The sequence below is a fragment of the Winslowiella iniecta genome (genome assembly GCF_001267535.1).
In the GTDB taxonomy this organism is placed as follows: Bacteria; Pseudomonadota; Gammaproteobacteria; order Enterobacterales; family Enterobacteriaceae; genus Erwinia; species Erwinia iniecta.
Window position 1 is genome coordinate 124,391 of record NZ_JRXE01000006.1, and the last position, 21,257, is coordinate 145,647.

The 21,257-nt window shown below is 54.3% G+C and carries 20 protein-coding genes; 8 read left to right on the plus strand and 12 right to left on the minus strand.

The window, feature by feature from the left end; all coding sequences use genetic code 11:
• Positions 1-12: 12 nt before the first annotated feature.
• Positions 13-447, plus strand: coding sequence for a YhbP family protein (locus NG42_RS05700; RefSeq protein ID WP_052898377.1), 435 nt, complete (start codon positions 13-15; stop codon positions 445-447).
• 79 nt (positions 448-526) lie between these two features.
• On the opposite strand, the gene NG42_RS05705 is transcribed toward NG42_RS05700, so the two are convergent.
• On the minus strand, positions 527-1,045 hold the full coding sequence (locus NG42_RS05705) for a type 1 glutamine amidotransferase domain-containing protein (protein WP_052898316.1): 519 nt from the start codon (positions 1,043-1,045) through the stop codon (positions 527-529).
• Between the two features lie 175 nt (positions 1,046-1,220).
• Here NG42_RS05705 and NG42_RS05710 point away from each other — a divergent pair, with 175 nt between their 5' ends.
• Entirely contained in the window at positions 1,221-1,859 is a 639-nt protein-coding gene (locus tag NG42_RS05710; RefSeq protein WP_052898317.1) for an NAD(P)H-binding protein, read from the plus strand.
• On the opposite strand, the gene nrdG is transcribed toward NG42_RS05710, so the two are convergent.
• The 3 genes from nrdG to NG42_RS05725 form a co-directional block, all read right to left on the minus strand.
• Positions 1,847-2,311: an anaerobic ribonucleoside-triphosphate reductase-activating protein gene (gene nrdG / locus NG42_RS05715; RefSeq protein ID WP_052898318.1), complete on the minus strand. Its 465-nt coding sequence runs from the start codon at positions 2,309-2,311 to the stop codon at positions 1,847-1,849. The genes NG42_RS05710 and nrdG overlap by 13 nt on opposite strands.
• Positions 2,308-4,218, minus strand: a complete 1,911-nt coding sequence (gene nrdD, locus NG42_RS05720; protein WP_072133175.1) for an anaerobic ribonucleoside-triphosphate reductase — start codon at positions 4,216-4,218, stop codon at positions 2,308-2,310. The genes nrdG and nrdD overlap by 4 nt, the downstream gene beginning before the upstream one ends.
• 148 nt (positions 4,219-4,366) lie before the next feature.
• Positions 4,367-5,248, minus strand: a complete 882-nt coding sequence (locus NG42_RS05725; protein WP_052898319.1) for a LysR family transcriptional regulator — start codon at positions 5,246-5,248, stop codon at positions 4,367-4,369.
• Between the two features lie 100 nt (positions 5,249-5,348).
• Here NG42_RS05725 and NG42_RS05730 point away from each other — a divergent pair, with 100 nt between their 5' ends.
• Positions 5,349-5,915 (plus strand): NAD(P)H-dependent oxidoreductase, encoded by a 567-nt coding sequence (locus NG42_RS05730; protein ID WP_053115662.1) that lies wholly within the window; start codon positions 5,349-5,351, stop codon positions 5,913-5,915.
• Here the strand turns inward: NG42_RS05730 and treC are convergent.
• A complete protein-coding gene (gene treC / locus NG42_RS05735; protein WP_052898320.1) occupies positions 5,900-7,564 on the minus strand; it encodes an alpha,alpha-phosphotrehalase in 1,665 nt (554 codons plus the stop codon). The genes NG42_RS05730 and treC overlap by 16 nt on opposite strands.
• 357 nt (positions 7,565-7,921) lie before the next feature.
• Here treC and NG42_RS05740 point away from each other — a divergent pair, with 357 nt between their 5' ends.
• Complete coding sequence (locus tag NG42_RS05740; RefSeq protein WP_052898321.1) at positions 7,922-10,303, plus strand: family 20 glycosylhydrolase; 2,382 nt, start codon at positions 7,922-7,924, stop codon at positions 10,301-10,303.
• A 44-nt stretch (positions 10,304-10,347) separates the two neighbouring features.
• On the opposite strand, the gene ridA is transcribed toward NG42_RS05740, so the two are convergent.
• From ridA to argF, 4 genes are all read right to left on the minus strand, one after another.
• On the minus strand, positions 10,348-10,734 hold the full coding sequence (ridA, locus tag NG42_RS05745; RefSeq protein ID WP_052898322.1) for a 2-iminobutanoate/2-iminopropanoate deaminase: 387 nt from the start codon (positions 10,732-10,734) through the stop codon (positions 10,348-10,350).
• A 57-nt stretch (positions 10,735-10,791) separates the two neighbouring features.
• Positions 10,792-11,256, minus strand: coding sequence for an aspartate carbamoyltransferase regulatory subunit (gene pyrI, locus NG42_RS05750; protein WP_052898379.1), 465 nt, complete (start codon positions 11,254-11,256; stop codon positions 10,792-10,794).
• A 13-nt stretch (positions 11,257-11,269) separates the two neighbouring features.
• Entirely contained in the window at positions 11,270-12,205 is a 936-nt protein-coding gene (gene pyrB, locus NG42_RS05755; protein WP_052898323.1) for an aspartate carbamoyltransferase, read from the minus strand.
• A gap of 247 nt (positions 12,206-12,452) precedes the next feature.
• A complete protein-coding gene (argF, locus tag NG42_RS05760; protein ID WP_052898324.1) occupies positions 12,453-13,463 on the minus strand; it encodes an ornithine carbamoyltransferase in 1,011 nt (336 codons plus the stop codon).
• A 164-nt stretch (positions 13,464-13,627) separates the two neighbouring features.
• Between argF and rraB the strand changes: the two genes are divergently transcribed.
• Positions 13,628-14,050 (plus strand): ribonuclease E inhibitor RraB, encoded by a 423-nt coding sequence (rraB, locus tag NG42_RS05765; RefSeq protein ID WP_052898325.1) that lies wholly within the window; start codon positions 13,628-13,630, stop codon positions 14,048-14,050.
• A 61-nt stretch (positions 14,051-14,111) separates the two neighbouring features.
• Positions 14,112-14,882: a tRNA isopentenyl-2-thiomethyl-A-37 hydroxylase MiaE gene (miaE, locus tag NG42_RS05770; protein WP_052898326.1), complete on the plus strand. Its 771-nt coding sequence runs from the start codon at positions 14,112-14,114 to the stop codon at positions 14,880-14,882.
• Between the two features lie 45 nt (positions 14,883-14,927).
• Here miaE and NG42_RS05775 read toward each other — a convergent pair whose 3' ends face one another.
• Entirely contained in the window at positions 14,928-15,431 is a 504-nt protein-coding gene (locus NG42_RS05775; protein ID WP_052898380.1) for a GNAT family N-acetyltransferase, read from the minus strand.
• Positions 15,432-15,672: 241 nt separating this feature from the next.
• Here NG42_RS05775 and NG42_RS05780 point away from each other — a divergent pair, with 241 nt between their 5' ends.
• Positions 15,673-16,857, plus strand: a complete 1,185-nt coding sequence (locus NG42_RS05780; RefSeq protein ID WP_052898327.1) for a YjgN family protein — start codon at positions 15,673-15,675, stop codon at positions 16,855-16,857.
• Positions 16,858-16,860: 3 nt separating this feature from the next.
• Positions 16,861-17,883, plus strand: coding sequence for a M48 family metallopeptidase (locus NG42_RS05785; protein WP_052898328.1), 1,023 nt, complete (start codon positions 16,861-16,863; stop codon positions 17,881-17,883).
• A gap of 41 nt (positions 17,884-17,924) precedes the next feature.
• On the opposite strand, the gene NG42_RS05790 is transcribed toward NG42_RS05785, so the two are convergent.
• Positions 17,925-20,780: a valine--tRNA ligase gene (locus tag NG42_RS05790; protein ID WP_052898329.1), complete on the minus strand. Its 2,856-nt coding sequence runs from the start codon at positions 20,778-20,780 to the stop codon at positions 17,925-17,927.
• Positions 20,781-20,785: 5 nt separating this feature from the next.
• The gene (locus tag NG42_RS05795) at positions 20,786-21,244 is read right to left on the minus strand and encodes a DNA polymerase III subunit chi (RefSeq protein ID WP_052898330.1); all 459 of its coding nucleotides are present in this window, start codon (positions 21,242-21,244) and stop codon (positions 20,786-20,788) included.
• Between the last annotated feature and the right edge of the window lie 13 nt (positions 21,245-21,257).

A 21,257-nucleotide genomic window follows, 5' to 3' on the forward strand; every position in this document is an offset into this window, starting at 1 on the left:
TACGGAGTGATTTTGTCCGAATCTGAAACCCTTGCCGCGATTGGCCGTTATCTGAAAAAACAGCATGTGTTGTCACTGTGCTGCGGCACGGCGGAGAATCTATGGTGCGCCAACTGCTTTTACGTGTTTGATACCACTCAGGCGGTGTTCTGGCTGATGACCGAACCGGATACCCGCCATGGCGAACTGATGCAGCAGCAGTCAGTGGTTGCCGGAACCATTAACGGTCAGCCAAAAAGCGTCTTGCTGATTAAAGGCGTGCAGTATCGCGGGCAGATTAGCCAGCTAACCGGCGAACGTGAAGCGCTGGCCCGTGCCGCTTACTGTAAGCGTTTTCCGGTGGCAAAAAAGGTTTCCGCGCCGCTGTGGGAGATCCGGCTGGATGAGTTGAAAATGACGGACAATGCGCTGGGCTTTGGCAAGAAACTGCGCTGGCAGCGCGGATAATAAAATGCAGGGGAGCCGTTTTCGGCTCCCGTCCTGATGGCACGCGCGATAAGAACGACGCCCCTACCATTTACTGGCGTCAGAGCGACAGAATACGTAGCGATTCACGATTAAACGCCGGTAAATCATCCGGCGTACGGCTGGTGACCAGCTTGTCGTCGTCGACCACCACCTCTTTATCGTAGAAATCCGCGCCGGCATTTTTCAGATCGATAGCGATGGCTTTCACCGAGGTCATCTTGCGGCCCCGCACGCCATTAGCGCTAATCAGCAGCTGTGGGCCGTGACAGATGGCAAACACCGGTTTGCCGCTGGCGACAAAGGCTTTGGTAAACGCGACAAAGCGGTCATCTCCGCGCAGGCTGTCCGGCGAATGTCCGCCTGGCAACAGCAGTGCATCAAATTCGGCGGCATCAACCTGATCGATACCTTTATCGATCTTAACCTTTGCCTTGCCCTGTTTGCCGGTTACCGTTTTACCTGCTTCCGTATCGATAGTGACAATCTCATGGCCAGCTTTGGCATAAGCCTCAGCAGGAGAGGTAAATTCTGAGTCTTCAAATTCATCGGTAATCAGCACCGCAATCTTCTTGCTCATCTTTTCCTCCGTTTATATTAATTACATGATTAAGTCTGGACGACTATGCTGAGTTAGCAACGTTAAATAAAGGGTTAAACTATAAAATTAATGATTTACAGTGAGTTAGCTTAAAGCAGCGCCAGTAACAAATCGTTTCTGGCAGCCACTATACTGAGAGTAAAGGGAGAACATCATGAGCCGAGTGCTGTTAACCGGAGCCACGGGATTAGTGGGTGGTTATCTGTTGGATTTACTGATTGCCGACCCGCGCATCAGCGAGATTATTGTGCCGACGCGGCGGCCGTTGCCAGCGCGGGATAAAGTTGTCAATCTGGTGGCAGAGGATTTAACTGACGTGCTGCGCCCGCTGGAAACACCGGTGGATATTGTGTTTTGTTGCCTTGGCACCACGCGTAAACAAGCTGGCAGCAAACCGGCGTTTATTCATGTCGATTATACGCTGGTGGTGGACAGTGCGCTGACCGGGCAGCGGCTGGGTGCGAAACATCTGCTGGTGGTCAGTGCGCACGGTGCCAATGCGCGTTCGCCATTTTTCTATAATCGGGTGAAAGGCGAGATGGAAAATGCCCTCAGGCATCAGGGCTGGCCACGACTGACGCTGGTCCGGCCCTCACTGTTGCTGGGCGAGCGTCATCAACGGCGCGGCGGGGAATCGCTGTTTGCGCCACTGTTTAAAATCCTGCCGGGTAACTGGCGGGCGGTAGAGGCGCGCGATGTGGCCGAAGCGATGTTGCAGCAGGCGTTTACGACTACGGATGCTGAGATCACCATTATCGAGTCAGCCGATTTGCAGCTCAGTCAGCGCAAATAGTGGATCACCTGATTACTGCTGCCGCGCCACGGCAGCATCGGATCGCGGAGCGCTGCAACAAATTTACCGTCGATCAGCACGTCGATCTCCGCCACTACCTGCTGCTGCTGCGCTGTCAGTTGCGCCAGGGTGTAACCGGTCCATAGCCAGATATCCTTGCCGTGACACTGGCGGCGCACCCGTTTAACCAGCCGCAGCACATCGGCGACATTGGCCGGGTGCAGCGGATCACCGCCGGACAATGACAAGCCCTGACGCGGAATACGGCAATCGTTCAGATCGTGAATCAGCCTCTCTTCCATCTCGAGGGTCATCGGCACCCCGGAATTCAGCCGCCAGGTACTTTTGTTATAACAGCCCGGACACTGATGTTCGCAGCCGGCGACAAACAGCGTGCAGCGCGTGCCGGGGCCATTAACGATATCGACCGGATAATACTGATGAATATTCATTCCGGCTGTCCGCTGGCCAGATGTTTGACGCGTCTTTTCACCTCTTCCTGCTTGCCGGCATTAAATGGACGTGCATCGGGACTGCCAAGATAGCCGCATACCCGACGGGTGACGGAAACCCGGCTGGCATCATGATTACCGCATTTCGGGCAGGTGAAACCTTTACTGGTGCAGTCGAATTCCCCGTGAAAGCCGCAGTCATAGCACTCATCAATCGGTGTATTGGTGCCGTAATAGGGGATGCGCTGGTAGCTGTAATCCCAGACATCTTCCAGCGCTTTCAGGTTGTGTTGAATATTGGGATATTCGCCGTAACAGATAAAGCCGCCGTTAGCTAACGCCGGATAGCCCGCTTCAAAGTCGATTTTGTCGTAAGGATTGACCTTCTTCTCAACGTCGAGGTGGAAACTGTTGGTGTAATAGCCTTTATCGGTGACGCCGCTGATAACGCCAAACTGCGCTGCGTCGAGACGGCAGAAACGGTCGCACAGGTTCTCGCTTGGCGTGCTATACAGGCTGAAACCATAACCGGTTTCCTCTTTCCATTGTTCTGTTGCCTCACGCATCCGCGCAACGATGGCCAGCGCTTTCTCCTGCAATGCGACATCATCATAAAGGTGCGTTATTCCGCCGCTGAGGGCATTAATGGTTTCATGAATGCCGATATAGCCCAGTGAAATCGAGGCGCGGCCATTTTTAAAAATCGGCGCGATATCATCGTCGGGTCGCAAGCGCACGCCGCATGCGCCTTCCATATACAGAATCGGCGCAACCCGCGCTTTTACACCTTCCAGCCGGGCAATTCGTGTCATCAAGGCACGTTTCGCCAGCAGCAAACGCTGATCGAGTAGCGTCCAGAAGCGTGCTTCATCGCCCGTGGCTTCCAGCGCAATGCGCGGCAGATTCAGGCTGATCACGCCGATATTATTGCGTCCTTCATGTAACAGCTCGCCATCCTGCTGATAGACGCCCAAAAAGCTGCGGCAGCCCATCGGCGTTTTAAACGAGCCGGTAACTTTAACCACTTGATCATAATTAAGAATATCGGGATACATGCGCTTGCTGGCGCACTCCAGCGCCAGCTGTTTGATATCGTAATTCACATCGCCCGGCTGGTGATTAATGCCGGAACGGATGGCAAACACCAGTTTGGGGAAGACCGCAGTTTTATGATTTTTCCCCAGCCCGGCAAGGCGATTGCGCAGAATGGATTGCTGGATCAGACGTGCCGCCCAGCAAGTGCCGAGGCCAAATCCAAAGGTGACAAACGGCGTCTGTCCATTGGCGGTGTGCAGGGTATTCACTTCATATTCCAGCGACTGAAAGGCGTCGTGGCACTCTTTCTCGGTGCGGGCGTGGGCATAGCCTGCGCTGTCCGGGATATGCCACTGTTCAGCCACCGCCTGATGTCTGGCATAGCTGGCCTCTACAAACGGTGCCAGCACTTCATCAATGCGGTTAATGGTGGTGCCGCCGTAAATATGGCTGGCGACCTGAGCGATAATCTGTGCAGTCACCGCGGTGGCGGTCGAGATCGATTTTGGCGGTTCAATTTCCGCATTGCCCATCTTAAAGCCGTTGTTCAGCATCCCTTTTAAATCAATTAGCATGCAGTTAAACATCGGAAAAAAGGGAGAGTAATCGAGATCGTGATAGTGGATCTCGCCGCGCTCATGAGCCGTGACCACATCAGGCGGTAACATAGTTTGTTGTGCGTAGTGTTTTGCCACAATACCTGCCAGCAAATCGCGCTGGGTCGGGATCACTTTGCTGTCTTTGTTGGCGTTTTCATTCAGCAGCGCCGGGTCACTCTGCTCGACCAGGCCGCGAATTGCCTGATTCAGTTTATCGCGCTGTTTATCGAAGGCCTGCTGGCAGCCATCTGATTTGATCACAACTGTTGCCACCGCCGCTCTCCTGCTGATGAGATATCTATATATTGGGTTTGATGCGTAGTGTAAGCGCTATATGTGGTGTTTTGATCGAAATTATCCGCACCTTTATTGATGCAACGCAAAGATTGATGATTACGGCAGAAAAGATCGGCAAAGCGATTTAACGCGCAAATTTTTCCAGCACAAAATCAACCCATACCCGAACGCGTGGCGGCAGATCGGCAGACAGATACCACATCCACATTGGCTGAGGCTCCGGCCAGAAAGGTTGCAGCAGCGGTATCAGTCGGCCCTCACGAATATGCGCTGCCAGATACCAGTCTGACAGACAGACAATCCCCATACCGGCCAGCGCTGCATCGAGCAGGGCATCGGGCAAAGTACTGATAAAGTGCGCCTGATTCTCTGTCAGCTCCAGGTGGTCGGGCAGCCAGTTCAGTAAGCGGCCATCTCCGGGGTTGCGGTGCAGCAGGCAATGATGTTGCAGCAGCTGTTGCGGATGTTGCGCAATGCCGTGTTGTGCCAGATAGGCGGGTGAGGCGGCAATCATATGCTGTACCGGTCGAAGCGGACGGGCAATCAGCCGGCTGTCGTCATTGGTACGCTGACCAATCGCCACATCATAGCGTTCACCAATCAGATTAACTTTGCGCGCATCCAGCGCCAGATCGAGGCGAACCTGTGGATATCGTTGCTGGAATGCCGGTAATAGCGGCAGCAAATGATAGCGGGCAAAACCAGGAATAACGCTGGTGCGCACCCAGCCGCTCGGCATGGCATCCGGCGACTCCAGAGCCTGATTAAGCGCCTGCCATAGCGAGCCGATGCGCTGACGTAACGCCGCACCTTCCCCGGTCAGCTCCACAAAATGGGTATTGCGCTGAAACAGTGTCATGCCCAGTCGTTGCTCAAGGGTTCGGACATTTTTACTCACCGCCGCGGGCGTCAGTCCCAGTTGGCGGGCTGCGGCAGAAAAGCTGCGGCAATCTGCCGCGGCGAGGAAGCACGGCAACAGACGATGAACATCGGGCGGTAACGACATGGTTTAAACCTTTGGTTGAAACAGATAGCGCAATTAACAGACTACAACGCGATGTGAGCAAATGAAATCATGACTCCACAGTCTGCTTAAGGAGCTAATTATGCACAATGTACTGATTGTCGCCGCGCATCGTACCCCGGACGCATCACGGATTAATCGCGCAGCAATTGATACGCTGACGGGAATGAAAAATATTACAGTTCATGAGCTTATGCGTGAATATCCCGATTTTAATATTGATGTCGCGCGGGAACATCAATTGCTGATGGCGCATGATGTCGTGGTACTGTTGTTTCCATTTTACTGGTACAGCACCCCGGCAATTCTCAAGGAGTGGCTGGATGTGGTGCTAACCCGTGGTTTCGCCTATGCCGGTGGCACGGCGTTGCAGGGTAAGACGTTGCTGGTGGCCACGTCCACCGGCGGGACGGCGGAAGCGTATACTGCCGGGGGCTATAACCAACACCCGGTTGAAGCGCTGTTACTGCCGCTGCGCAACACCGCTAACCGCACCGGAATGGTCTGGCAGACACCGCAGCTGATCCAGGGGGCGAATGCCATCACCGATGAAGAAATCACGCTGGGCGTTGATCAGCTGGTTATGCGTATCAGCAAACTCCAGGGGCAGCATCCTCGCCGCCCGTATCACGATCAGCGCGCTTTCTGATACCACCACACCGCTTCATAGGGGCGTAACATCATCTCGCCCGGTACCGGGCGGGAATTGTCATAGTTGCTCATCAGCACCTGCCAGCGACCGGCAAATTCATCGGGATGCCATGATTGCGCTTCACGACTGAGGTTTGCCACTACTACCAGGGTTTCCCCCTGATATTGCCGACGATAGCACCATAAATACGGGTGATCCGCCAGCAGATCCTGGTAATCCCCCCAGGTGAGAATGGCATGGGTTTTACGCAGCTGAATCAGTTGTTTATAGGTGTAAAACACCGAGTTCTCATCGGCAATTGCCGCTTCGGCATTGATGGTATCATAGTTGTCGCTCATGCCGATCCACGGTGTGCCCTCGGTGAAACCGGCATGTTCACTGGCATCCCACTGCATTGGCGTCCGGCCGTTATCGCGCGACTTGCTGGCAAGAATCTCCAGCAGATTGTCGTTATCGCGACCCTGCGTGCGCAGCTCGGCGTACATATTGTGGCTTTCAATATCGCGATAATCGATGATGCGGGTAAAGTGGGGATTGGTCATCCCCAGCTCTTCCCCCTGAAAAATATAGGGCGTACCTTGCATGCCGTGCAGCGCCATCGCCAGCAGCTTGGCCGACTGCACGCGGTATTCTCCTTCGTCGCCCCAGCGCGACACCACTCGCGGCTGATCGTGGTTACACCAGAACAGCGCATTCCACGCCTGGTTATGCATCCCCTGCTGCCAGTGGGTAAAAATGTTTTTCAGCGCCACCAGGTCAAGCGGTGTCAGCGTCCATTTCTGACCCTGATAAAAGTCGACTTCGACATGGTCAAAGCTGAACACCATCGACAGCTCTTCGCCATCCAGTGAACCGTAGCGCTGGCAATGCTCCAGCGTGGCTGAGGACATTTCGCCCACCGTCATCAGCTCGCGTGGGCGAAACACATCGCGGCTCATCTCCTGCATATATTCATGGATGCGCGGCCCGTCAGTATACAGGCGCAGGCCGTCGCCGGCCGGATCGTCCGGGAAGTCCTGATGTTTGGAAACCAGATTCACCACATCGAGGCGCAGGCCGTCAATGCCGCGGTCGGCCCAGAAATTAACAATTTGCTTAAGTTCGGCACGCAGATTGTCGTTTTCCCAGTTAAGGTCGGCCTGCTCCGGCGCCCACAGGTGCATATAGTACTGGCCGCTTTCGGCATGCCAGCGCCAGGCATTGCCGCCGAACTTGGAACGCCAGTTATTGGGCGGCCCGCCGGCTTCGTTCTGATCGCGCCAGATGTAGTAAGAACGGTAGGGGCTTTCACGATCGAGCGCTTCGTGAAACCAGTGGTGCTGGGTCGATGAATGGTTAAATACCATATCAAGGATCACCCGCAGACCGCGCTTATGCGCCTGTTCAACCAGATTGTCGAAATCGGTCAGGGTGCCAAATGAGGGATCGATAGCGGTGTAGTTAGCCACGTCGTAGCCATTATCGACCTGAGGAGAGAGATAAAACGGCGTCAGCCAGAGGGCATCCACCCCGAGCAATTTCAGGTAGTCGAGTCGCTGAATCACACCCGCCAGATCGCCTGTTCCGCTACCGGTCGTATCCTGAAAGCTCTTGGGATAGATTTGATAGATGACGCCGTTCTGCCACCATGGTGGAATTTTATTCATTGCTCATTCCTGAATTTAAGGGGCGAAAAGTTCCACCCAATTAGCGGGTCAGTTTTTTCGGTCTTCTTTGCGTCCTTTAAGATTAGCCAGTTACTGGAGGTTCGATACCGGAACTGGCTAAGAATCAGTCTGAAATTAAGTCTGCCACGAAGATTGAGATAGCAGAATCAACCGCGACACAACGAGATAGCGCGGCTCAGGCACAGAAAAAAAGTTAGGTAAATCCGCTGATAAGGATGTTGCAAAAATTTACGAGCAGGCCAAAGTTTCGCCATTGCTAACTTGCTGTTAGTCGCGAATTATGTTTTATGGAGTTTTGTCTGTTTTTGGTCCGTCGTTTCAAAAAGGGAGTTGAAGATGCATTTTCGCCATACCTTGCTCGCTTCTTCGTTACTGTTTTCCTGCCATACTTTTGCCGCTCCGGCGGGCGATCTGCCGTTAATGCCATGGCCGCAGCAGGTTGAGCAACCCGCCCAGGGCGGCAAGCTGGTGCTGGATCGTCGGTTAACGCTACACATCAGCGGTGATTATCTCGCGGGTGCGGAACAGCGCTGGCGGCAGCGCATTGCACGACAAACCGGCTGGGAGCTGGAGCCGCAGCCAGAACAGCCCGCTAACCCCACCATCCGGGTGAACATTGAAAAAGTGGTCAATGCGCAACCGCTGCTGGACAGCGATGAAAGCTACCGGCTGGAAGTGACGGCTCAGGGGGTTATTCTTAATGCCCACAGCCGCTTCGGTGCCATGCGCGGTATGGAGACGTTATTACAGCTGATCCAGAATGACAGCCAGAACAGCTTTATTCCCTTCATTACCATTAGCGATCAACCGCGCTTTCCGTGGCGTGGCGTGCTGATCGACTCGGCGCGTCACTTTATGCCGCTCGAGACAATCAAGCGCCAGATTGACGGCATCGCCGCCGCGCGGATGAACGTGTTTCACTGGCATCTGACCGACGATCAGGGTTGGCGCTTTGCTTCAAATCACTATCCCCAGCTCCAGCAACACGCCAGCGATGGCCTGTTTTATACTCAGGAACAGATGAAGGCGGTGGTGCGTTACGCGGCCGATCGTGGTATTCGCGTGGTGCCGGAGCTGGATCTGCCGGGTCATGCCTCGGCGATAGCGGTGGCGATGCCGGAGTTGATCAGTGCGCCTGGCCCTTACAGCATGGAGCGTGGCTGGGGGGTGTTTAAGCCCCTGCTCGATCCCACCCGTGACGAGGTTTATCAATTTATTGATACGCTGGTGGGCGAGATGGCCGAGGTTTTCCCCGACCCGTATCTGCATATCGGCGGCGATGAGGTTGACGCCAGCCAGTGGAAAGCCTCGCCGCCCATTCAGCAGTTTATGCAGCAACACAATCTGCAAGATGAGCACGCGTTGCAGGCTTATTTCAATGCGCGGGTGGAGAAGATCCTCGAAAAACATCAGCGCCAGATGGTGGGTTGGGACGAAATCTATCATCCCGATTTGCCGCGCAGTATTCTGATCCAGTCGTGGCAGGGGCAGGATGCGCTGGGCAAGGTGGCGAAGGATAATTTCCGCGGTATTTTATCCACCGGTTTCTATCTTGATCAGCCGCAATCGACCGCTTATCACTATCGCAATGAAGTCGCTCCGCACGGGCTGGACGGTGCCGATCGGTTGCAAGCCAATGAACATGCGCAGAGCTGGCAGTTCAGCATGCCGCGGCTGAAGGGCAGTGCGGTTGAAGGCAGCTTTACCCTGATTGATGGTCATAACGGCTGGCGCGGTTTTATCGACTTTAACGGTAAGTCGCGGCGAATGGTGCGGGATATTCACTGGCTGTCGCCGCATCAGTTCAGCTTTAGCGTCGACAGCTGGATGGGCGAAGTGCAGCCGGTCGTCAGCATCAGTGGAGAGCAGCTAAGCGGCTATATGCGGGTGGGGAATGTGCGGTATCCGACCAGCGGCAGCAAACTGGCGCAGATACCGGCAGGGATTCAGCCGGTGGTGCCTGATGAGCAGCAACAGCAGGAAAACTTGCTGGGGGGTGAGGCGGCGTTGTGGGCGGAAAATATCAATGCCAGCCTGCTGGATAGTAAACTGTGGCCGCGTGCCTTTGCGGTGGCTGAACGGCTATGGTCGGCGAAAGACGTCACTGATGAAGCCAATATGTATCGACGGCTGGCGGCGGTCGATCGCTGGTCAGCGGTGTCTGTTGGTTTGCAGCAGCATGCCCAGACGCAAAGCCAGATGATGCGGCTGGCTAACAGTAGCGATATCGTGCCGCTACAGATTTTCAGTGAGGCACTGGAACCGGCACAGTATTACACCCGTCAGCACCTAAAGTTTCAGGCCGGTAACTATCATCAGTTTGAACCGCTTAATCGTCTGGCCGATGCATTGCCGGCGGAAAGTGAGAAGGTGCGGCTGTTGGATCAACAGGTCGACGCATTGATTGCCGATCGCGGTAACCGCCAGGCGGCGCAGGTAATCCGTCAGCAGCTGACGCGATGGCAGAGCAATATCCCGCAAGTGTTACCGCTGATCGAAAGTCACTATCAGTTGAAGGCGATGCAGCCGCTGGCCAGTCAGGTGGCGCAAATCAGTGAGATGGGGATTGCGCTGGTCAATGCGATTGAGAGCCACCGCGCATTTGGTGCTAATGAGGTGGCGCAGATGCAGGCGATTCTGGATCAGGCGGCGAAAACGCAGGACGAAGTGGTGATCGCGCTGGTCTATCCGGTAGAGAAGTTATTACGCGCTAATTAGCGTCAGGAGCGGCGAAAACGTCGCTCCTGCGGAACCACGCTCGATTAACGACGCACGGCGATCGCTTCGATCTCAATCTTCACATCTTTTGGCAAGCGCGCCACTTCCACACAGGAGCGCGCCGGGAAGCTGGCATTATGCTCAGTGAAAAACGCTTCATAAGTGGCGTTTACGGTGGCGAAATCGTTGAGATCTTTCACAAACACCGTGGTTTTAACGATATCACCCACTTGCAGGCCGGCCGCTTCGACGATCGCCTGCACATTTTCCAGCGACTGACGCGCCTGCGCCGAAATATCATCCGCGACCGCGCCGGTTTTCGGATCGACTGGGATCTGGCCTGAGGTGATGATCATGCTGCCCAGATCCACGCCCTGCACATAAGGTCCAATTGCTGCGGGTGCGTTTTCGGTACTGATTTCGCGAGACATAGCTTCTCCTGTGATCTAATGATGATTGTTCGCCCATTATAGGCGGCAGAAAAGCGATTACCAGTTCGCCAGCACCACGTGATGGGCAAACTCTTTTTCGCAATATTTGCACTTCAGATGGACATCATCGTGACGCTTTTTCACTGCAAAGCTGGAAGTGACCGGCTCGCTGCGGCTGATACAGTTGCTGTTCGGGCAGGTCAGTACCCGCTCAATCCGGTCCGGCAACGTCGGCGCGATCTTACCGACCACTTCATACTCATCAATACGGTTCACCGTGGCATGCGGAGCATAAACCGCCAGCTGATTGATTTGATCGTCGGTCAGGAAGGTGTTTTCGATCTTAATCAAATCTTTGCGCCCCAGCTCGCCGGAAGGCAGGTTCAGACCGATGGTGATGCGTTGATCGGTTTCTGTCAGGCGGAACAGCGTCAATAATTTAAAACCAATCTGTGCCGGAATATGGTCGATTACCGTGCCGCGCTTAATTGCTTCAACCTGCAGTTTGTTATCCTGCGTCATCATTGTTTCCCCCTTACAGAGCCAGTTCGCGATTCAGTACCAGCGCCAGCAGCGCCTGACGTGCATAAATGCCGTTACCCGCCTGCTGGAAATACCAGGCGTGAGGCGTGGCGTCGACATCGGTGGTGATTTCATCAATGCGCGGCAGCGGATGCAGAACTTTCATATTGTCGCGCGCCCCGGCGAGATCGGCAGCGCGCAAAATAAATTGCGCCTTCACATTGGCGTATTCCGACGGATCAAGGCGCTCTTTCTGCACCCGGGTCATATACAGAATATCGACCTGCGGGATCACCTCTTCAATGGTGTCGTGGCGGCTCCAGGCAATGCCTTGCTCATCCAGCATATCGGTGATGTAAGCGGGCATCGCCAGCGCGTCCGGGGCGATAAAGAAGAAGCGGTTGCCGTCGAATTTCGCCAGTGCCTGCGCCAGCGAGTGCACGGTACGGCCATATTTCAGGTCGCCGACCATCGCCACATTCAGATTGCTGAGGCGACTCTGGGTCTCCTGAATGGTAAACAGGTCGAGTAATGTCTGGGTCGGGTGCTGATTCGCGCCGTCACCGGCGTTCAGAATCGGCACGCCGCCAGAAAATTCGGTCGCCAGGCGCGCCGCGCCTTCCTGCGGATGGCGCATCACAATGGCATCAACATAGGTGCCAATCACCGAAATAGTGTCGGCGAGGGTTTCGCCTTTCTTGCCCAGCGAGGTGTTACCGCCGTCGGCAAAACCCACCACCGCTGCGCCTAAACGGTGCATCGCCGTTTCAAAGGAGAGACGCGTGCGGGTAGAGGCTTCAAAGAAGCAGCTGGCAATCACATTGTGCTTCAGCAGTTCCGGCTGTGGGTTAGCTTTCAGGCTGGCGGCAGTCTTCAGCACCAGCTCCAGCTCTGCACGATCCAGATCGTTAATCGAAATAATATGTTTGTGATATAGCGGATTGGCCATGTTTCACTCTCCTCTACGCGTGCCGAACGACGGACAAAAAAAAGCCCCTTCAATGAGGGGCTTTTTTAAGATCGGGTATGCAACGGAAGGAAAAAGGTGCACCGCCTGCAAGCAGACGTGGTTGAGCGGTAATCTCAAAGGTGCTCAGATGCATACTTCCTCCCGGCAAAGTGTCGGGCATTATACTGAATCAAAATTTCGCATCAAGCGAAAATCGTTAGAGAAGTAACCGTTTGCTAAGCCGCTTTCACGGCAATTTTGCCAGCGTGGCGACCATCACCGCTTTGATCGTATGCAGACGGTTCTCAGCCTGATCGAACACAATACTGTGGGCAGATTCAAACACTTCGTCGGTCACTTCCATACCGCCTTGCAGGCCGTATTGCTCCGCCATTTGCTTGCCGAGCGCGGTCTGATCGTCATGAAAGGCCGGCAGACAGTGGAGGAATTTCACCTGCGGATTGCCGGTTTGATGCAGCATCGCCATATTAACCTGATATTTACGCAGTAATGCGATACGCTCCTGCCACACCTCTTTTGGCTCGCCCATTGAGACCCAGACGTCGGTGTAGATAAAGTCGGCCCCGTTGACGCCTTCGGCAATATCTTCCGTCAGGGTAATTTTACCGCCGGTTTTCTCTGCCGCCTGGCGACACTCCGCCACCAGCGCTTCCTCCGGCCAGCAGCCTTTCGGTGCCACCAGGCGCAGATCCAGCCCAACCAGCGCCGCGGCTTCCAGCATGGTATTACCCATATTATTGCGCGCGTCGCCGACATAGACGAAGGTCATCTCGCGCAGTGATTTCTGCGGCAGATGTTCCTGCATGGTAAGCAGATCGGCCAACAGCTGGGTAGGATGGAACTCGTTGGTCAGGCCGTTCCAGACCGGCACCCCGGCGTATTCTGCCAGCGTTTGCACGATTTCCTGACCGTGACCGCGATACTGAATCCCGTGATACATGCGGCCCAGCACGCGGGCGGTATCTTTGATCGACTCTTTATGGCCAATCTGACTGCCGCTCGGGCCGAGATAAGTGACGTTAGCGCCCTGATCGAATGCGGCAACTTCGAAAGAGCATCGGGTACGGGTCGAGTCTTTTTCGAAGATGAGCGCAATATTCTTTCCTTTCAGGTGCTGAACTTCTTCACCGTTTTTTTTATCACTTTTTAACGCCGAGGCCAGCGCCAGCAGGGCGTTGATTTCCGCCGGGGTAAAATCGAGCAGCCTGAGGAAATGGCGTTGATATAACTGACTCATACAGCACTCCGTGTGTCGCTTTAAATGAATTTAAATTCAATTTAACCGGATGAATATGCATTTACAAGTCTGGCAAAAAGAAACTTTTCGTTTTGTGTAGTGGCGCGAACGGCGCTGTGGGAAAATAATCAAACTTACTGCCGAATATTTTGAGGAACAGGATCATGGCTTACGAAGAATTGCTGGAAGAGCAGCGCGAAGAAACGCGGCTGATTATCGAAGAACTGCTGGAAGATGGCAGCGATCCCGATGCGCTCTATGCCATTGAACATCATCTTTCCTGTAACAATTTCGACTCACTGGAAAAAGTGGCGGTGGATGCGTTTAAGCTCGGCTACGAGGTGAGCGAGCCGGAAGAGCTGGATCTGGAAGATGGCACCAAAGTGATGTGCTGCGACATTATCAGTGAAGGTGCGTTGAACGCGGAATTGATCGACGCACAGGTTGAGCAGCTGGTTATCCTGGCGGCAAAATACAACGTCGACTACGACGGTTGGGGCACCTACTTCGAAGATCCTGATGCCCAGGATGACGAAGGCGAAGAGGGTGACGAGGTCGACGAAGACGATACGGGCGTTCGCCATTAATCCCGGTGTAAACCTTTGACACGGGCGGCGAAAATGCCGCCCCTGAATATAATTTAGCGTAATGAACTATTCTGAACTGCTGGCTCCCATCCACCGCTTTTTACACTGCACCACGCCGCAAGCCTGGATTGATGAGGCGCGCAAAGCTGAAAATTTGCCCGTCCTGCTGACCGACCATCTGGTGTGTGAGCTGAAAGCAGCACAAACCGCCATCTGGCTGATTCGTAAGTATGTTGCCGATAAAGAGAGCGGTGATGCGCTGTTGGCGTGGCTCAAACCTTACGAAAACTTTGTCCATAGCGAAAATTACGACCTGCAATTTTTAGCGGCACATAAAAGCCTGTCAAAAAGCGTCATTACCCGCGGCGATCTGCCTTATGCCGATGAGCTGGTGGAAAAGATGGTGCTGCTGATTAAAGAAGAGCTGCACCATTTCTATCAGGTGCTGGAAATTATGCAGGCGCGCCATATTCCCTATATAAAAATCACCGCCAGCCGTTATGCCAAAGGGCTGTTGCGCGAAGTGACCACCCATGAGCCGAATACGCTGGTGGATAAACTGATCTGCGGGGCGTATATCGAAGCGCGCTCCTGCGAGCGTTTTGCCAGCCTGGCACCTTATCTGGATGAGGAGCTGGAGACGTTCTATCTGTCGCTGCTGCGTTCTGAAGCGCGCCATTATCAGGACTATCTGGCGCTGGCCGCACGGATTTCGCCAACAGATATTAGCCCGCGAGTGAGAAAGATTGGTGAGACCGAAGCGAAACTGATTCAGCAACCCGACAGCGAGCTGCGTTTTCACAGTGGCGTCCCACAGGTTACGCCACTGTAGGGGCGTCGTTCCCGACGCCCGTACCCATGCTGCGGGATTTATGCGTTATAAATCCCGTAGCATCGTCACTTCACAATCCACATGACCGGTGCAGCCCATCGGGCCGTCGATATGGCGAAAGCCCAGCTGTTCATACAGCTTAATCGCGCGCGTCAGTGAAGCGGTGGTTTCCAGATAACAGCGCTGAAAGCCGCGCTCACGGGCGAAATCCATCGCCTGTAGCGCCAGCGTGCGTGCCAGACCTAAACCGCGCACGCCGGGCAAAAAGTACATCTTCTGTAGCTCACAGATATCGGGTTCACTGCATAACAGGGGCGCGACACCGCCGCCGCCGACCACCTTGCCATCAAGCTCGACAATCCAGTATGCGCTGTTGGCTTCACTGTAGAGTTCAAATAAGCGATCCAGATTCGGATCAGATACCGTATAGCCTTTATCTGCCGTCAGGCCAAACTCGGCGGATACCTCGCGGATCACCTGAGCAATCAGCGGATTGTCTGTTGGCATGATGGGGCGCACCCGAACGTCAGCCTGAGTTGCGGTTATCATACTGCTCACTCGAAAAATAATTTTGCTAAAGAGGTCTGTTTTAATAACACCGCTGGCCGGTGGATGCAATGCTGTTGCGCTTAGCGGCAGGGCAGATTGTGGCAACCGGTGTGAAAGTCTAAATGAGAATGACTATTGTCGCCGATGACACTCCATGCTTAAATAACCGGGCAAATAATAATCGCGAACTCTCCATCCGGTCTGTTTATCGGATATTTTACTTTTTTCAGGAAGAAAAATTATGGCAACAACGCCCTCTGTTCCGCAAAAACATGCGGTGCTTTTCCATGGTAAATCAGGTGAATATTTCTCTGTCTGGTTGGTCAATGTTATTTTGACTATCGTTACGTTGGGAATCTATTCCGCCTGGGCCACCGTCCGTCGTCGTCGTTATTTTTATGGTAATACCGAAATTGATGGCGATCGTTTTGATTACCATGCCCGACCGCTGGATATTCTGAAAGGCCGTATTATTGTTATTGTCGGTCTGATTGCCTTCTTTATTCTGTCAGCGGTTATGCCTGGTATTTCATTAGTCTTTGTACTGGCATTCCTTGCACTCATTCCATGGATTATTATTCGCAGCTGGCGTTATAACGCGTTGATGAGTAGCTATCGCGGTATACGCTTTAACTATCACTGTCGCATTGGTCGCGCTTACTGGACCATGTATCTCTGCCCGATTTTGTTGGTGGTCGCGCTGTATCTGGTGGTAACCATGGTCGGACTGATGGCTGCCAGTACTCAAAGCCTCGCCAGTTCGCTTCTGTTCGGCGGCGTCGCCTTTGTGATTTTTATGGTCGGTCTGGCGGTGGTGCAGGGTATTGTGGCCGCGCTGAACTACAGCCTGTATATCAATAATATGGCGTTCGGCGATCTGCCGTTTAAGGCAGAACTGAGTAAGCGGGCATTGGTTAAAATGGTACTGGTTAGCTTTTTAATTATCCTGCCATTTATTATTGTTGCCGGATTACTGATCGGCTCGCTGTTCTCATCGCTATTTTACGCCATCCTGTTTGCCGGTGATCCGCAGATGATCAATGCCCTGATCGTCGGGAATATTGCCAGTCTGATCTTTACCTTTATTGTGCTGCTGCTCGGCGGCCTGGTTTCCACTGCCTGGCTGTCAGTTGCACAACGCAATTATGTGTATGAGAAAACCCGACTTGGCCAGAATATTCAGCTGAAATCAAAGCTGCGCACCAGAACGTTTCTCAGTCTGATCCTGACCAATACGTTAATTGTTATTTTCACCCTGGGTCTCGGTGTACCGGTGGCTGAAATTCGCCTGGCGCGTTATCTGGCGCAATCAACCGCGCTGGAAGGCGATCTGGCGCTGCTGAATGTCCATGCTCACCAGGATTCGGCGCGTACCGCAGTGGCGGAAGAAGTGGCTCAGGCCTTCGATCTTAACGTCGGAATCTAAGCGGTGCAGCTTAGCGGTTATTATCAGCACCCAGGACGGGCAGCTCGCGAGGCTGCCCGTCTCACATTGCACGCCCGGCACCTCAGCTTGCAGCTCGCTGATTCAGAATCACATTATCTGTTGAAACAGATCACGCTTTCGCCGGCGTTGGGCACGATTCCTCTGACCATCACCTTTGCCGACGGCGGGCGCTTTGTCGCTGATAACGATGTGGCGTTACGTCAGTGGGCGAGTCAGCACCGGCCTGGCGGCTGGGTTGACCGCCTGGAGCGGCACCGTCGCGGCGTGCTGGCGGCGCTGCTGGCCACGCTGACGCTGGCGGTTATCTATATCTGGGTATTGTTGCCGTGGGCCAGTCGCCACCTGGCACTGCATATGCCCGATTATGTTGAGCAACAGCTGGGGCAGCAGACTTTCCGGCTGTTACAGCAGGCCGGATTTGCTGACAGCCAGTTGCCGGCGGCGCAACAGCAGCGGGTGGCAAAACTGTTTACCGGAGTGATACCGAAGGAGTTGCAGGCTGACTCAACGCCGGTACATCTGCGACTGATGCAGTTTGCCGGTGGCCCCAATGCTTTTATGCTGGCGGACGGTACGCTGATTATCAATGATCAACTGGTCAGGCTGGCAGCCGACGATGACGGGCTGGCCGCAGTGATGCTGCATGAAATGGGGCATCACCGGTATCGTCATCCGATGCGGATGCTGGTGCGTTCTTCGTTAGTCACGCTGAGCTATATATGGATGACCGGCGATGTCAGCGGCATCGGCGATACGCTGTTACAGTCGGCGGCTTTTATTCATCAGATGCAGTTTTCGCGCGCGATGGAGCGTGAAGCAGATCAATGGGCAATCGGTCAGATGAAGGCGCAAGGACGTTCGCTGGAGGAGATGGTGAAAATCTATCGGTTAATTCAGCAACAAGGGGAGAAGCCGGGCAGCGGGTTGCAATTACCTGAATGGCTGAGTACCCATCCGGATATGCCGATGCGGCTGGAAGCGATTCAGGCGGCAGAAGGGCAGTAATCACATCGTGGCCAGGCGAGCCCGGCCACGATGCTTACAGATTACAGCGCGGCGATAACCGCCTGCTGTTCAATCAGTTTCACTTTAGCCTGTTCGCACTCTTCCATGCGCTCACGCTCTTTCGCGACTACCGCTTCCGGCGCACGCGACACGAAACCTTCATTAGAGAGTTTACCGGCGATACGGTCAATCTCCACTTCCAGTTTGGTCACTTCTTTCGCCAGACGATCCAGCTCGGCAGCTTTATCCACCAGGCCAGCCATTGGGATCAGCAGCTCAGCACCCTCAATCAGTTTGGTCACCGATACCGGGCCTTTGTCATCGGCAGGCAGCAGGGTGATGCTCTCCAGACGCGCCATTGATTGCAAGAAGCTGCGGTTGTCGGTAACGCGACGCTGGGCTTCAGCATTCGCGCCACGCAGCAGCACCGGTAATGGTTTGCCTGGCGCGATATTCATCTCAGCACGGATATTACGTACCGCGACAATCGCCAGCTTCAGCCACTCGGTATCCGCCAGTGCAGCGGAATCCACTTTCTCCGCGTCAAATGCCGGGAAAGGTTGCAGCATAATGGTGTCGTGACTGATATTTTTCAGCACTTTCACCCGCTGCCAGATGGTCTCGGTGATAAACGGAATAATCGGGTGCGCCAGACGCAGCAGCGACTCCAGCACTTCAATCAGCGTATGGCGCGTACCGCGCAGTTCCGCTTCAGAACCGCCATTCATCACTGGCTTGGTCAGCTCCAGATACCAGTCACAGAACTGGTTCCAGGTGAATTCGTACAGAATATTGGCAGCGATATCAAAGCGATAGTTATCCAGCGCTTCACGATACGCTTTCACCGTCTGGTTGAATTCTGCCAGAATCCAGCGATCGGCCAGTGACAGCACCATTTCGCCACCGTTCTGACCGCAATCCTGATCTTCGGTGTTCATCAGCACAAAGCGGCTGGCGTTCCACAGCTTGTTACAGAAGTTACGGTAACCTTCCAGGCGTTTCATATCCCAGTTGATATCGCGACCGGTCGAAGCGAGTGCCGCCAGCGTAAAGCGCAGGGCGTCGGTGCCGTGTGGCTCGATACCGTTCGGGAACTGCTTTTCAGTCCGCTTACGGATTTTCTCGGCCATCTGCGGCTGCATCATATTGCCGGTACGTTTCTCCAGCAGCGCTTCCAGCGAAATACCGTCCACCATATCCAGTGGATCGATCACGTTACCTTTCGACTTGGACATTTTCTGCCCTTCGTCGTCGCGGATCAGACCGGTCATATAGACGGTCTTAAACGGTACCTGCGGCTTGCCATTTTCATCTTTCATAAAGTGCATGGTCAGCATGATCATGCGGGCGATCCAGAAGAAGATGATATCGAAGCCACTGACCATCACGCTGGTCGGATGGAAAGTACGCAGCGCTTCGGTGTTTTCTGGCCAGCCGAGGGTTGAGAAGGTCCACAGGCCGGAAGAGAACCAGGTGTCCAGGACGTCTTCGTCCTGCTTCAGCGCAATCTCAGCACCGAGGTTGTTTTCCGCACGCACTTCTTCTTCGCTGCGACCGACATACACGTTACCGGCGTCGTCGTACCATGCCGGGATACGGTGTCCCCACCACAGCTGACGAGAGATACACCAGTCCTGGATATCACGCATCCACGAGAAGTACATGTTTTCGTACTGTTTTGGTACGAACTGGATATCACCTTGCTCCACCGCTTCGACCGCGACTTTCGCCAGCGGCGCAGTACGCACGTACCACTGATCGGTCAGCATCGGCTCAATCACCACGCCGCCACGGTCGCCGTAAGGCACCGTCAGATCGTGAGGTTTGATTTCATCCAGCAGGCCGAGTGCGTCAACTGCCGCAACAATCGCCTTACGCGCGGCAAAACGTTCCAGCTTCTGGAACTCCGCCGGGATCGCGCCATTATAGACGTCAGACTCTTCGCCGTTGGTATCGTAAACCTGAGCGCTTTCACGGATATCACCGTCAAAGGTCAGAATATTGATCATCGGCAGTTTGTGACGACGACCGACTTCATAGTCGTTGAAATCGTGCGCCGGGGTGATTTTCACGCAGCCGGTGCCTTTTTCCATATCGGCGTGTTCGTCACCGACTACCGGAATACGACGGTTAACCAGCGGCAGCACGACAAATTTGCCAATCAGATCTTTATAACGCGGATCTTCCGGGTTAACGGCCACGCCGGTATCACCCAGCACGGTTTCCGGACGGGTCGTCGCTACCACCAGGTAATCTTTGCCATCGGCGGTTTTCACGCCGTCAGCCAGCGGATAACGCACGTGCCACATGGAACCTTTCGACTCGCGGTTTTCCACTTCCAGATCGGAGATGGCGGTGCGCAGTTTCGGGTCCCAGTTTACCAGGCGTTTGCCGCGATAAATCAGGTTCTCTTTATGCAGGCGAACAAACACTTCTTTCACCGCATTGGACAGGCCTTCGTCCATGGTGAAGCGCTCGCGCTCCCAGTCCACGGAGTTACCCAGACGACGCATCTGACGGGTAATGGTGCCACCGGATTCGGCTTTCCACTGCCATATTTTATCGATAAACGCATCGCGACCGTAATCCTGACGCGTTTTGCCTTCTTCAGCGGCGATTTTGCGCTCAACGACCATCTGGGTTGCGATACCGGCGTGGTCGGTACCGGCCTGCCACAGGGTATTTTTGCCCTGCATGCGCTGGTAACGAATCATGGTATCCATGATGGTTTGCTGGAAAGCGTGACCCATATGCAAGCTACCGGTGACGTTCGGCGGCGGGATCATGATGCAGAAGCTTTCCTGGCTGGTATCGCCATTCGGTTTAAAGTAGCCCTGCTTTTCCCAGTGCTCGTAAAGCGGCTGTTCGATATCTTGCGGGTTATATGTCTTTTCCATTTCTGCTATGTCGTTCTGGGCAAAGGCGGCGTTGCCGTATTCAAGTGGAATCCGACGCTGCGATAAGCTTTATAGCGGTCGCGCGCCAGCTGTTTGAGAGATTCTTCGTAAGGTACGAAGTCTATCACTTCATGGAAAGCAGTGGCAAAGTCTGCAAACTGCGGCAGCAGGCTGATCAACAGATCGCGTGGCGAGTTGCCACGACGCTGTGGCCAGGCCAGCTCGACCGGTGCGCCATATTTCGGGCCTTCACCAGCCAGATTGTGCGGTACAAAGGCGCTGGCCGGACGCTGCCATAAGGCTTCATCCAGTTTAATCGCCTGCTGTTCAGATTCGCAGGCAATCAGCACACGCTTCCCCGCGCGCCAGCGCGCTTCCGCCAGTTCACACACCAGCGCTTCCAGAGCGCTGAGTCCGTCAACCGGGGTATCGGTTTCCAGCAGATAGAAGGTCGCGTTTTTCATTTGTGGTGCCTGT

Bases quoted from the DNA above. Each gene is read 5' to 3' on its own strand.
- NG42_RS05730 (WP_053115662.1), top strand. From the start codon at position 5,349: ATGCACAATGTACTGATTGTCGCCGCGCATCGTACCCCGGACGCATCA.
- NG42_RS05780 (WP_052898327.1), top strand. From the start codon at position 15,673: ATGGCAACAACGCCCTCTGTTCCGCAAAAACATGCGGTGCTTTTCCAT.
- pyrB (WP_052898323.1), bottom strand. From the start codon at position 12,205: ATGGCCAATCCGCTATATCACAAACATATTATTTCGATTAACGATCTG.
- NG42_RS05790 (WP_052898329.1), bottom strand. From the start codon at position 20,780: ATGGAAAAGACATATAACCCGCAAGATATCGAACAGCCGCTTTACGAG.
- NG42_RS05795 (WP_052898330.1), bottom strand. From the start codon at position 21,244: ATGAAAAACGCGACCTTCTATCTGCTGGAAACCGATACCCCGGTTGAC.
- miaE (WP_052898326.1), top strand. From the start codon at position 14,112: ATGAACTATTCTGAACTGCTGGCTCCCATCCACCGCTTTTTACACTGC.
- nrdG (WP_052898318.1), bottom strand. From the start codon at position 2,311: ATGAATATTCATCAGTATTATCCGGTCGATATCGTTAATGGCCCCGGC.
- NG42_RS05705 (WP_052898316.1), bottom strand. From the start codon at position 1,045: ATGAGCAAGAAGATTGCGGTGCTGATTACCGATGAATTTGAAGACTCA.
- NG42_RS05740 (WP_052898321.1), top strand. From the start codon at position 7,922: ATGCATTTTCGCCATACCTTGCTCGCTTCTTCGTTACTGTTTTCCTGC.
- argF (WP_052898324.1), bottom strand. From the start codon at position 13,463: ATGAGTCAGTTATATCAACGCCATTTCCTCAGGCTGCTCGATTTTACC.
- ridA (WP_052898322.1), bottom strand. From the start codon at position 10,734: ATGTCTCGCGAAATCAGTACCGAAAACGCACCCGCAGCAATTGGACCT.
- NG42_RS05725 (WP_052898319.1), bottom strand. From the start codon at position 5,248: ATGTCGTTACCGCCCGATGTTCATCGTCTGTTGCCGTGCTTCCTCGCC.
- NG42_RS05710 (WP_052898317.1), top strand. From the start codon at position 1,221: ATGAGCCGAGTGCTGTTAACCGGAGCCACGGGATTAGTGGGTGGTTAT.
- NG42_RS05775 (WP_052898380.1), bottom strand. From the start codon at position 15,431: ATGATAACCGCAACTCAGGCTGACGTTCGGGTGCGCCCCATCATGCCA.
- treC (WP_052898320.1), bottom strand. From the start codon at position 7,564: ATGAATAAAATTCCACCATGGTGGCAGAACGGCGTCATCTATCAAATC.
- rraB (WP_052898325.1), top strand. From the start codon at position 13,628: ATGGCTTACGAAGAATTGCTGGAAGAGCAGCGCGAAGAAACGCGGCTG.
- pyrI (WP_052898379.1), bottom strand. From the start codon at position 11,256: ATGACGCAGGATAACAAACTGCAGGTTGAAGCAATTAAGCGCGGCACG.